This window comes from Saccharothrix australiensis (assembly GCF_003634935.1).
Lineage (GTDB): Bacteria > Actinomycetota > Actinomycetes > Mycobacteriales > Pseudonocardiaceae > Actinosynnema > Actinosynnema australiense.
Window position 1 is genome coordinate 4,024,685 of sequence record NZ_RBXO01000001.1, and the last position, 11,594, is coordinate 4,036,278.

At 74.3% G+C, this 11,594-nt stretch carries 9 protein-coding genes; 5 read left to right on the forward strand and 4 right to left on the reverse strand.

Annotated features, from left to right (window positions below; translation table 11 throughout):
* Positions 1–167: 167 nt before the first annotated feature.
* Positions 168–1,223, forward strand: a complete 1,056-nt coding sequence (locus C8E97_RS17340) for a MerR family transcriptional regulator (RefSeq protein ID WP_121006667.1) — start codon at positions 168–170, stop codon at positions 1,221–1,223.
* Between the two features lie 251 nt (positions 1,224–1,474).
* Complete coding sequence (gene asnB / locus C8E97_RS17345; RefSeq protein WP_121006668.1) at positions 1,475–3,313, forward strand: asparagine synthase (glutamine-hydrolyzing); 1,839 nt, start codon at positions 1,475–1,477, stop codon at positions 3,311–3,313.
* Between the two features lie 70 nt (positions 3,314–3,383).
* Here the strand turns inward: asnB and C8E97_RS17350 are convergent, their stop codons facing one another.
* Positions 3,384–4,541, reverse strand: coding sequence for an MFS transporter (locus C8E97_RS17350; RefSeq protein WP_246018952.1), 1,158 nt, complete (start codon positions 4,539–4,541; stop codon positions 3,384–3,386).
* 77 nt (positions 4,542–4,618) lie between these two features.
* On the opposite strand from C8E97_RS17350, the gene C8E97_RS17355 reads away from it, so the two are divergent.
* Entirely contained in the window at positions 4,619–5,923 is a 1,305-nt protein-coding gene (locus C8E97_RS17355) for an ROK family transcriptional regulator (protein WP_121006670.1), read from the forward strand.
* A gap of 19 nt (positions 5,924–5,942) precedes the next feature.
* Here C8E97_RS17355 and C8E97_RS17360 read toward each other — a convergent pair whose 3' ends face one another.
* A complete protein-coding gene (locus tag C8E97_RS17360) occupies positions 5,943–7,220 on the reverse strand; it encodes a cytochrome P450 (protein ID WP_246018953.1) in 1,278 nt (425 codons plus the stop codon).
* A 125-nt stretch (positions 7,221–7,345) separates the two neighbouring features.
* On the opposite strand from C8E97_RS17360, the gene C8E97_RS17365 reads away from it, so the two are divergent.
* Positions 7,346–7,801 carry a MarR family winged helix-turn-helix transcriptional regulator gene (locus C8E97_RS17365; protein WP_121006671.1) on the forward strand — a complete coding sequence of 152 codons (456 nt, stop codon included), beginning with the start codon at positions 7,346–7,348 and terminating at the stop codon, positions 7,799–7,801.
* 219 nt (positions 7,802–8,020) lie between these two features.
* Here C8E97_RS17365 and C8E97_RS17370 read toward each other — a convergent pair whose 3' ends face one another.
* Together C8E97_RS17370 and C8E97_RS17375 are read right to left on the reverse strand one after the other, a co-directional pair.
* The gene (locus C8E97_RS17370; protein WP_121006672.1) at positions 8,021–8,689 is read right to left on the reverse strand and encodes a restriction endonuclease; all 669 of its coding nucleotides are present in this window, start codon (positions 8,687–8,689) and stop codon (positions 8,021–8,023) included.
* A 132-nt stretch (positions 8,690–8,821) separates the two neighbouring features.
* On the reverse strand, positions 8,822–10,663 hold the full coding sequence (locus C8E97_RS17375) for an ABC transporter ATP-binding protein (RefSeq protein WP_121006673.1): 1,842 nt from the start codon (positions 10,661–10,663) through the stop codon (positions 8,822–8,824).
* Between the two features lie 636 nt (positions 10,664–11,299).
* On the opposite strand from C8E97_RS17375, the gene C8E97_RS35360 reads away from it, so the two are divergent.
* Complete coding sequence (locus tag C8E97_RS35360) at positions 11,300–11,458, forward strand: sensor histidine kinase (protein ID WP_211347051.1); 159 nt, start codon at positions 11,300–11,302, stop codon at positions 11,456–11,458.
* Positions 11,459–11,594: the final 136 nt, after the last annotated feature.

Sequence of the window (11,594 nt, forward strand, 5' to 3'; positions counted from 1 at the left end):
GGGCCGGCACCGGGCGCGGTGCCGGCCCGACGCCGTTCCCGCTCGCACGCCGTTCCCGCTCGCACGGCGGTGTTGCTTGCCCGGCGCGGAGTTGACCTTCACCCTGGGGGAAGCCGCACGGTGGACCTCGCCGGGCGAGCCGCGCCCGGCGGGGGAGGGACGAGGTCGTGGAGCTGGTGACCATCGGGGAGTTCGCGCGGGCGGCGCGCCTGTCGCCCAAGGCGTTGCGGCTCTACGACGAACTGGGCCTGCTCACCCCGGCCCACGTGGACCCGCGGTCGGGTTACCGGTGGTACGCGCCGGACCAGCTCGACCGGGCCCGCCTGGTGGCGTGGCTGCGGCGGCTGGGCATGCCGCTGGCCCGCATCCGGCAGGTCTGCGCGCTCGGCCCGGCGGACGCCGCCGCCGAGGTGCGCGCGTACTGGGCGGGGGTCGAGGCCGACACGGCCGCCCGCCGCGACCTCGCGGCCTTCCTCGTGGCACAGCTGTCCGGAAGGGGCAACACCATGAACCTCGCACTGCGCTATGCGCTGCGCACCGACCGCGGCCTGGTCCGCGAGTCGAACCAGGACCGCGGCTACGCGGGCGAACGGCTGCTGGCCGTGGCCGACGGGTTCGGCGCGAACGGCGAGCCGGCCAGCTCGATGGCGATCGAGAACCTCGCGCCGCTGGACACCGCGATCCCGGCGGGTGAACTGCTCAACGCCCTGGCCGACGCCGTGCACCGGGCCGGCGCGGCGATCGGCGACTACCTGTCCGCCCACGGCGACGGGCAGTGCAGCGGGACCACGGTGACGGCGCTGGTGCTGTCCGGCTCGCGCCTGGGCCTGGTCCACGTCGGCGACGCGCGGGTGTACCTGCTGCGCGACGACGAGCTGTTCCTCATCACCCACGACCACACGGTGGTGCGGTCGCTGATCGCCGAGGGCAGGCTCACCGAGGAGGAGGCGCACAGCCACCCGCAGCGGTCCATGCTGCTGCGCGCCCTGCACGGCCGGGAGGTGGAGCCGGACCTGGCCCTGCACGACGCCCTGCCGGGTGACCGCTACCTGCTCTGCTCGGACGGGCTGCACACCGTCGTGCCGCGGTCGGACCTGCGGGACGTGCTGCGCGAGGCGTCGGACCCGGACGCGGCGACGCGGCGGTTCGTCGAGCTGGCCAACGCCCACGGCGGCCCGGACAACGTGGTGTGCGTGGTCGCGGACGTGGTGTCCGCCGACTGACCCGGACGCGCCGGCCGGTGCGCACCGGCCGGCGCCCCCGTCCGCATTTTTGCTCGCTGCCCGTGACGATCTGTACGACCGTTCGGTTCCCGTATTAGTCCGGAAGGCCCTCTGAGCTGGGGAATCCGCACACTCCGTAGTCCGATGCGGACATTTGTTTCATAACGGGCAGACAGAACCTACCGGTCGGGTGTTACATCGGGGGATCGCCAATGGTTGTGATTGCTAAGCAATCGCCAGGGAGGCCCCGCATGTGCGGTATCACCGGATGGGTGTCGTTCGACCAGGACCTGACCCGGCGTCGGGACGTGGTGGACGCCATGACCGCGACCATGTCCTGCCGGGGACCCGACGACGCGGGCACCTGGGCGCGCGCGCACGTCGCGCTCGGCCACCGGCGCCTCGCCGTCATCGACCTGCCCGGCGGTCGGCAGCCCATGTCGGTCACGACCCCGAACGGCGACGTGGCGATGGTCTACAGCGGCGAGGCGTACAACTTCGCCGAACTCCGCGCGGAACTGACCGGCCTCGGGCACACCTGGCGGACCGACAGCGACACCGAGGTCGTGCTGCACGGCTACCTCCAGTGGGGCGACGCCGTGGTCGACCGGCTCAACGGCATGTACGCGTTCGCGATCTGGGACGAGCGCGACGACCGGCTCGTCCTGGTCCGCGACCGCATGGGCGTCAAGCCGCTCTACTACCACCCGACGCCCGACGGGCTGCTGTTCGGGTCGGAGCAGAAGGCGATCCTCGCCAACCCCCTGGTCGAGCGGGTGGTCGACACCGACGGGCTGCGCGAGCTGATCGCGTTCACCAAGCGGCCCGGCTGGTCGCTGTGGCACGGCGTGCACGAGGTCCGGCCGGGCACCGTCGTCACCGTCACGCGGGGCGGCATCCGGACGCGGACCTACTGGCGGCTCGACGCCCGACCGCACACCGACGACCGGGAGACGACGGTCGCGCGCGTCCGCGAGCTGATGTCGGACATCGCGCGCCAGCAGCTCGTGGCCGACGTGCCGCGCTGCGTGCTGCTGTCCGGCGGTCTCGACTCCAGCGCCCTCACCGGGCTGTCCGCCGGGCTGCTCGCCGAGGAGGGCGAGCGGCTGCGGACGTTCTCGGTGGACTTCCTCGGCCAGGAGGATAACTTCCGGCCCGACGTCATGCGCGACACGCCCGACTCGCCGTACGTGCGCGACGTCGCCGCGCTGGTCGGGAACGAGCACCACGACGTGGTGCTCGACCCGGCCCGCCTCACCGACCCGGACGTGCGGCGCGCGGTGGTGGCCGCGCGGGACGCGCCCGCCGGGTTCGGCGACATCGACGCCTCGCTCTACCTGCTGTTCAAGGCGATCCGCGCGGAGTCGACGGTGGCGTTGTCCGGCGAGGCGGCGGACGAGGTGTTCGGCGGCTACCGCTGGTTCCACGACGACTCGGTGGACGCGGACACGTTCCCGTGGCTGGCGTTCCCGACCCCGCTGATGACCGACGGCGCGCCCATGTACCGCCGGGAGCTGGAACACGGGTTGCGGTTGCGCGAGTACGTCGCCGACCAGTACCGGACGGCGCTGGCCGACGTCCCGCCGCTGGACGGCGAACCCGCGCGCGACGCCCGGATGCGCGTGATCGGCCACCTGAACCTCACCCGGTTCCTGCGCATCCTGCTGGACCGCAAGGACCGCGTGTCGATGGCGGTCGGCCTGGAGGTGCGGGTGCCGTTCTGCGACCACCGGCTCGTGGAGTACGTCTACAACACGCCGTGGTCGCTGAAGACGTTCGACGGGCGGGAGAAGAGCCTGCTGCGGCACGCCACGGCGCACGTCGTGCCCGAGTCGGTGCGGCAGCGCGTGAAGAGCCCGTACCCGTCCACACAGGACCCCGGCTACGGCGCGGCCCTCCAGCAGCAGGCGAAGGAGCTGCTCGCGGAACCGGCCCACGCGGTGTTCGACGTGGCCGACCGGTCCTGGGTGCACCGGGTGTGCGAGGGCGACCCGATGACGATGGCCCCGATCGAGCGCCGCGGCCTCGACCGCGTCCTGGACCTCTACCACTGGATCGACCTGTACTCGCCGACCCTGCGGCTGGACTGACGGCGCGGCGGGCCGCCACCCGATCCCCGACGGACCGCGTGGCGGCCCGGTGACCGCGCTTCCCCTCCGCCTACTCGCGGCGGGTGGACAGCACGCCGGCGAACAGCACCAGGGCGAAGGCGAGCGCCGTCACCACCATGAACGACACCGAGAGGCTGGTGGCCTGCGCGATCGCGCCGATGAGCGAGGGCGCGACCAGGCCCGAGGTGTAGGTGATGGTCGCGACGCCCGCGATGGCCCGGCTGGGGTTGTCCTGCCCGTGGCCCGCCGCCGCGAACGCCAGCGGCACCACGACCGCGATGCCCAGGCCCAGCAGGCCGAACCCGCAGATCGCGACGAGCGGCTGCGGCGCCGCCACCACGAGCACCCCGCCCGCGGCGGCGACCAGGCCGCCCGCCCGGACGGTGCGCGCCGCGCCGAACCGGTTCACCACGGCGTCGCCCGCGATCCGCGCCACCACCATCGTCAGCGTGAAACCCGTGGTGGACGCCGCCGCCAGGCCCGGCGACGTGTCCAGGATGTCGCGCAGGTACACGGCCGACCAGTCCAGGCTCGCGCCCTCGGCGAACACGGCGCAGAACCCGATCGCGCCGATCAGCAGCGCGGACTTCGGCGGCAGCGCGAACCGCGGCGGCGGCTCCTCGTCCTGCTCGGGGCGCACGTCCGGCACGCCCTGGCAGGCGGCGAGCCCGGCGGCGGTGAGCACGACGGCCGCCACCGGGTGGTGCAGGGCGGCGCTCACCGACAGGTGGGCGGCCAACGTGCCCGCGGCGGAGCCGAGCAGCGCGCCGACGCTCCACATCCCGTGCAGGCCCGACATGATCGACCGGCCCAGGCCCCGCTCGACCTCCACGCCCAGCGCGTTCATCGTCACGTCGGACATGCCCGACGCCGCGCCGAACGCGAACAGGGCCACGCACAGCGTCGGCAGGTTCGGCGCGAGCGTCGGCAGGACCAGGGCCAGCGTCCACAGCGCGAGCAGGCCGCGCAGCGCGTTCCGGGCGCCGAACCGGTGGCCGATGCGGGCGGCGAACGGCATGGCCAACGCCGAGCCGATCGCGGGGAACGCCAGGGCGAGGCCCAGCTGTCCCGCGCCGATCGCGGTGTGGTCCTGGATCCAGGGCACCCGGGTCGCGAACGACCCCAGCACGGCGCCGTGCACGCAGAACACGGCCGCCACCGCGATCCGGGCGGTCCGCAGACCGCCGGCGAGGGCTGTGTCGCCCACGTTCCCCACCCCTTCCGGTAGTAGAATACGGAAATTATCAGGAAGGCTTCCTGAATAAAAGGGTGGGAGGACGGGACATGCCCGCTTCACCGAGCGCCGCACGGGCGATCAACGACCGGGAGGCCCTCCTCCTGCTGCGCGACGGCCCGCTCACGGCGGCCGAGCTGACCCGCCGGACCGGCCTGTCCCGGCCGACCATCGCCGAACTGGTGAAGCGCCTCGGCGACGCCGGCCTGGTCACCGTGGTCGGCGAGGCGGACGTCCGCCGCCGCGGCCCCAACGCCGCGCTGTACGGCATCGTCCGCGACCGCGCCCACGTGGCCGCGCTCGACATCCGCACCCACAGCGTGGCCGTCGTCGTCGCCGACCTGGTCGGCGACGTCCTCGCGGAAGCCGCCCTGCCGATCGGCCCGGACGACGCCGCGACGGCCGTCGGGCGCACCGTGGCACTGCTCACCGACACCGCGCGCGGCGTCGGCGCGACGACCCTGCACTCGGTGGGCATCGGCGTCCCGGGGGTGGTCGACCCGGTGAGCGGCGAGCTGCGCTCCACGCCCGGCCTGCCGCCGTGGCACAGCGGCGTCATGGCGGCGCTGCGCGACCTGCCGAGCCGGCTGGTGGTGGAGAACGAGACCAGCGTCGCGGCCCTGGCCGAGCACCGGGCGGGCAACGCCCGTGACCTCGACAGCTTCGCCCTGCTGTGGCTCGGCCACGGCACCGGGGCGGCACTGGTGCTCGGCGGCGTCCTGCACCGCGGCGCGTCCGGCGGCGCGGGCGAACTGGGCTTCCTGCCCGTGCCGGACGTCCCGGTCGGCGGGTGGGTCGGCTGTTCGGCGGGCGTGCGGCCGGGTGGTCCGGCGGCCGGGTCGGCGGGCAGCCCGGCGACCGGGTCGGCGGGTAGTCCGGCAGGCGGGTCGGTGGGCAGCCGGGCGGCCGGAGTGGCGGGCGGGCCCGGTCGCGGGCAGGCGAGCCGGGGATTCCACTCGCTGGCCTCCTCGCCCGCCATCGCCGCGCTCGCCGCCGCGCACGGCCTCACCGCCACCCCCGCACCGCACGAGCCGCCCGCCGCCGCCCTCGTCCGCGAGGCGGTTTCGGCCGGCGCGGAGGGATTCCTGTCCGACCTGGCCGACCGCGTGGCGATCGGGGCGGCGGCCATCGCGGCGGTGCTCGACCCCGGCTGCGTCGTCCTCGGCGGCGAGGTGGGCCGAGCGGGCGGCACCGCCCTGGCCGAGCGGGTCGCCGAGCGCCTGGCCGCCCTGTCCCCGGTGCCCACCACCGTGCGCCCCAGCACGCTGGGCGGGTCGGCGGTGCTGCGCGGCGCGCTGCTCACCGCCTGTGAGACGACCCAGGACGACGTGTTCGGCGGCGTCCCGCGCCCGTGACGGCCCACCCCCGCACGGGTCAGCGGCCCGGCGACGCGCCGGGTCCCAGTCGCACCGGCAGGGCGGCGAGCCGGGTGCCCTGGGTGCCGCCGCGGTCGACGCGGCGGAGTTCGGCGTACGGCACGGCGAGCCGCGCGTCCGGGTAGTCACCGCGCAGCACCGTGGCGAGGGCGGTCAGCTCCAGCAGCGCGAGCCGGGCCCCGACGCAGAAGTGGTGCCCCGCGCCGAAGGTCAGGTCCGGCCCGGACGCGCGCACGGGATCGGTGTTGATGCCCTCGATGTCCACCAGGACGGGGGAGCGGGCCGGCAGGTGCTCGTCGCCGATCCGCACGTCGGTGGTGGTGAACCGCCACAGCGTGAACGGGGCCGGCGGGTGCTCGCGCAGGGTCAGCTGGACCAGGGTGTCGACGGGGGCGTCGTCGGTGAGGGTTCGGGCGACGAGGAAGCCGAGTGCGGCGTCGGTGGTGAGCTGACCGGCGAAGATCAGCGCGAACAGGTGGTAGCTCAGGTCGTCCGCGCTGGTGCCGGCCGGCATCCGGGCACGCAGTTCGTCGGCCAGGCCCCGGTACCCGCGCGGTCCGGTGGCCTGGTCCTGCGGTCCGCGTGGTTCGGTGGCCGCGTGCTGGTGGGTGTCGGTCAGGCCGGCGTCGGCGAGGGCGCGCAGCGCGGCGATGGCCTGGCCCTGCTCGGCGGCGTCGCCGAGCATCTGTCGGCACGCGGCGGTGGCCTGGTCGACGTGGTGCGGTGGGATGCCGAGCAGGTCCAGCAGGACCGTCAGCGGGTAGCGGGTGGTGAAGTCGGCCATCAGGTCGATGGTGGGGCCGGCGTCGGCCTGGGAGGCGTCAGCGGCGGCACCACCGGTGACGGCACCGCCGGCGGAGACACCACTGGCGGCGGCACCAGCGGCGGCGTCGGCCAGCAGTCGGCGGGCGATCTCGTGGACGCGGTCGGAGTACGCGGCCATTCGCTTGGCGCTCAGCAGCGGTGCGTGGGCCTTGCGCAGCCGGGCGTGTTCCGGGCCGTCGAGCGTGGTGAGGGACGGCTGTTCGGCGGCGGTCGGTTCGAGGCCCGCGGTGGACCGGGTCCAGGTCGGCGGCGCGAAGGCCGGGTCCTTGACGATGCGGGGATCGGTCAGCACCGCGCGGGCCACGGCGTCGTCGGTGACGATCCACGCCGGGCCGCCGGCCGGGGCGTCCACCCGGACGATCGGGCCCGACGCGCGCAGCGCGACGCGGGCGGGGTGGGGCTGGGTGATGCCGCGCGTGGCGGGGGTGAACAGAGGGGGTGTCGCACGCAAAGCGAACTCCAGAGGGAAGTTGGCGGAAATTTAGCTTCATGGTGAAGTAACTTCACCATGAAGCTAAATGGCGACGCGGTAGGTTGTCAACGCATCAGGTCGAGCGGTGGGAGTGGGCAGGCGGAATGGACGAGGCAGCGCGGGTCGCACGCCTGCTGGAGCGGCTGCGGGCGTTCGGTGCGGCCTATGCCGAGATCACCGGCCGGTTCGCCGCGTCACTCGGCCTCCACGCCACCGACGCCCGCGCCCTGGTCGAGATCCTCTACGCGGAGGACAAGGGCGCACCGCTGACGCCGACCGGGCTCAGCCAACGCCTCGCGCTCACCACCGGCGCGACCACCAACCTGCTGAACCGGCTGGAGAAGCTGGGCCACGTCGAGCGCACCCGCGAGCACTTCGACCGGCGGATCGTGACGTTGCGCAGCGGCCCGCGCATCGAGGAACCCGCCCGCGCGTTCTTCGGCCCGCTCAACTGGAACCTCGAAACGGTGGTCGCCGGGTTCCCGGAGGACCAGTTGGACCGGTTCGAGGACTTCCTCGACCGCCTGCGCGAGACCATGCGCGACGTCCTGGGCGGCTGACCCGGCGGGCCGGCCCGACGAGCCGGCCCGGTGGCGGTCGCCGGACCGTTGCTCGCACGGGTGGGCAGGTCCGTCCGCGGTGGACGGCGGACGGTTGGACGACGGCCGCGCTGCCGCCTGTGGGGCGGCGGGGACCGCTGTGCCGTGGCCGGCCGATTCGTGCCCGCTCGGTTGTGCCCCGGCCGGTGAGGTCGTGCCCGGCCGGTCGTGCCCGCTCGGTCAGGTCTGGCCCCTCGCGCCGTGGTGCTCGTCGACGGCCGGTCGTCCGATGCCCGTCGACGGCGGCGCGACGCCCGTGCGCGCCCACTCCGCCAGCAGGTCGCGGTCCACCAGGGTGATGCCGACGGTCGCGGCCAGGTCCCGTGCCGGTCTCGTGTAGCCGGTCGTCGTGATCAGCAGGGCGTGGTCGGCGTGGTGGACGTGCCGGGCCGTGCCCGCGAACCGCTGCACGTCGGGGCTGCCGACCTTGGTCGCGAGGTGGTCGTACCGCTTGCACTGCACGACGACCCGGCCGCCGTGCGGGCTCCGGGCGACGACGTCCGCGCCCGCGTCGCCGGCGCGGCCGACCACCTCGACGTCCGTGCAGCCCGAACGCCGCAGCAGCCGGGCGGTCCAGTGCTCGAAGTCCCGGCCGCTCATCCCGTCGGTGGAGGTGATGACCCGGTCGCGCTCCGCCTGCAACCGGGCGCGGGCCAGCCGCCGCCGCACCCACCACACGCCGACCGCCGCCGCCGCGCACGCGGCGGACGACCCGGCGACCACGAACGGCACCGGGTTGTCCGCGACGACCCTGGCCAGCTGAAGTGCCGCCAGCGCCCCGACGAAGACCAAGGCGCCGACGACTCCGTTGGACGACTTCTTCCGCGCGCGGCGCTTCTTCTTCGGCATCTGCTCCCCCTCCGCCCCAGCGTGGGGGACCGTCGCACGGGGCCGACAGGTGCCGACGGGTGAATCCACGCGGCGCCGTGGGTGGCCGGTCCCCGCTGCGGCACACCGTGCGCCGCCGTCGGCGCACGGTGCTCAGCGCACGGTGGTCGGCTCGTCCTCGGCCGGCTCGTCCTCGCCCAGGAACCCGCCGGACTGGTGGTGCCACAGGCGGGCGTAAGGGCCCTGTGCCCGCAGCAGCTCGTCGTGCGTGCCCTGCTCCAGGACGCGACCCCCGTCCAGCACCACCAGCCGGTCCATCCGGACCACCGTGCTCAGGCGGTGCGCCACGACCAGGGCCGTGCGGTCCGCCATCAGCTTCCACAGCGCGTCCTGCACCAGGATCTCGTTCTCGGAGTCCAGGGCGCTGGTCGCCTCGTCCAGCAGCAGGAGGGGCGCGTCGCGCAGGATCGCCCGCGCCAGGGCGACGCGCTGGCGCTGCCCGCCGGACAGCTTGACGCCGCGTTCGCCGACCAGCGTGTCGAACCCGTCGGGCAGCGCCTCGGCGAACTCGGTCACGTGGGCCGCCCGCGCCGCCCGCAGGATGTCGGCTTCGCTCGCGCCCGGCCGGGCGAAGGCGATGTTCTCCCGCAGCGACCGGTGGAACATGGCGGGCTCCTGCGGCACGTACGCGATCCGGCCGCGCAGGTCGGCCTGGCGCAGCTTCGCGATGTCCTGGCCGCCCACCAGGATGCGGCCGCCGTCGACGTCCATCAGCCGCAGCAGCAACCTGGTCAGGGTCGTCTTGCCGCTGCCGGAACGCCCCACCAGCCCGACCTTGTGCCCGCTGGGGATGTGCAGGTCCAGGCCGTCGAACAGCGGGCGCTCCGGGGTGTGCGCGAAGGTCACGCCGTCGAAGCGCACCCCGGCGTCCTTCGGCCGCAGTGGTTCCGGCGACGGAGGGTCCACCACCGTCGGCGGCGTGAGCATCAGCTCGGTGAACTGCGCGGCCTCGGTGAGCGAACTCTCCAACCGGCGGTAGATTTGATTAAACTCATACATGATCCGGGTGGCGTTGGAGAAGTACGCGAACGTCACCAGGATCGCCTCCACACCGAGCCTGCCGTCGGCGAGGCCGACCGCCACGAGCAGGCCCAACGCGTTGGTGAGCACGGACATCGGCGCGACCACGGTTTCGATGCGCAGGTTGCCGTAGTCCCACGACCGGATCGTGAGCCTCCGCTGCTCGGCGACCCGCGCCCGGTGCTCCGCCGCCTCGCGGGGCTCGGCGGCGAAGGCGCGCACCGTCTCCATGTTCCCCAGGGTGTCGGCGACGTGGCCGGCCACGCGCGCGATGGCCGCCTCCCGCTCGTCGACCAGCACCTGGCGGCGGCGGACGAGCGGCGCGATGACGCAAGCCGTGACCACGATGAGGCCGAGCAGGACGGCGACCAGCAGCGGGTCATAGCGCCACAGCACCACGCACGCGAACGCCAGCGGCACGACGTTCGCGACGACCGAGAACGCCAGGGTGTCGACGAACTCCTCGAACCGGGCGGCGAAGCTGATCACCCGTTTCGTCAGCGAGCCCGCGAAGTTGTCGTGGAAGAACGCCGCGTCCTTGCCCAGCAGTTCCTCCATGCCGTCGACGGCGAGCCGCTCGATGCCGCGGCCGTCGGTGCGGTTGAGGCAGTGCACGCCCGCCCGCCACAGACCTTCGGCGAGCAGCAGCAGCGCGGCGAACCCGAGCACGTACGGCAGCACGGCCCCGAACGAGCTGTCGCCGCCGGCCGCGAGGTGGCCGACCAGCGTGGCGACGACCAGGGGCGCGACGTAGAGCAGGCAGGTGTTGCCCAGCGCGGGCAACAGCAGCGCGGGCACGGCGTGCGCGCGCTGGCGGCGCAGCTCGCGGCCGTAGCAGCGCAGCGCCAGCAGCACCGCCTTCCTCCGGGTGGGTGAACCGCGGTCGGTGGTGCCGGAGATCCCGGACACTGGCATCCGTTCCCTTCCAGGGCAGTAACGGCGCTTGCCACGTCATGCTGCCGCAGCGGGCACGGGCCGGCGATCGAATATCGCGATCGTCCTTTGTGGAGGATTGGGTCGCCTCCGTGCGGAGAGGGATCGCGCCTCGCGTGGAGGGCGCCCGAACGCGTGGCCGGCGAGCGGCGTGAGCGGGGGTTGCGACGGGGTTCGTTGGTGACCCGACGTGGGACGGCGCGGCGGTGGCGCGCCGTGAGGCGCGCTCGGCGATGTGGCACTGCGATGTGGTGCTGCGAGGCGGGCTCGGCGGTGGCCGTCTCATCCGCGAGAGGTGGTCGCGTGGTGCACGCGGGATCGGCGGAGGCGCCGATGCCCCGGTGGTCCGGGCGTGGGCGAGCATGGGCGGGTGGGCCGGTTGGGTGAACGCGTGCGCCTGCTGATCGCACTGCCCGCCCGTCCGGGCCGCCGTCGCGCCCGGCCTGGACCAGGTCGGCCACCTGGTCGCACGGGTGCGCGACACCGGCGTGCCGGTGGAGCCGGCGGTGACCGGGACGCCGCGCGCCCTGCCGTCCGGGGTGGAGCCGGCCGCGTACCGGGTGGTGCAGGAGGCGGTGACCAACACCGCGAAGCACGCGGGGCGCGTCGGCGGAGGTGGTGGTCGTCGTCGAGTACGGGCCCGAGTGGCTGCGGGTGGAGGTCGCCGACACCGGCGGTGCGCCGGACCCGGCCGCGGCGGGCAACGGGCGCGGGCTGATCGGCCTGCGCGAACGCCTCGGCGTCCACCGCGGCACCCTGCGCGCCGGGCGACGGTGAAGGCGCACGTCGCGCATCCTCGCCAAGCTGGGGCTCCGCGACCGCTGCTCCCGCTGCGCGCGGTCCCCGTCGTGCGTTCCGCTCACGCCACGACGACCCTTGTCTACGCTGTACACGTCCGCCGTGTACGGTGTAC

Coding starts and splice junctions, on each gene's coding strand:
- asnB (WP_121006668.1), top strand. CDS start 1,475: ATGTGCGGTATCACCGGATGGGTGTCGTTCGACCAGGACCTGACCCGG.
- C8E97_RS17355 (WP_121006670.1), top strand. CDS start 4,619: ATGCCCGCTTCACCGAGCGCCGCACGGGCGATCAACGACCGGGAGGCC.
- C8E97_RS17365 (WP_121006671.1), top strand. CDS start 7,346: ATGGACGAGGCAGCGCGGGTCGCACGCCTGCTGGAGCGGCTGCGGGCG.
- C8E97_RS17370 (WP_121006672.1), bottom strand. CDS start 8,689: ATGCCGAAGAAGAAGCGCCGCGCGCGGAAGAAGTCGTCCAACGGAGTC.
- C8E97_RS17375 (WP_121006673.1), bottom strand. CDS start 10,663: ATGCCAGTGTCCGGGATCTCCGGCACCACCGACCGCGGTTCACCCACC.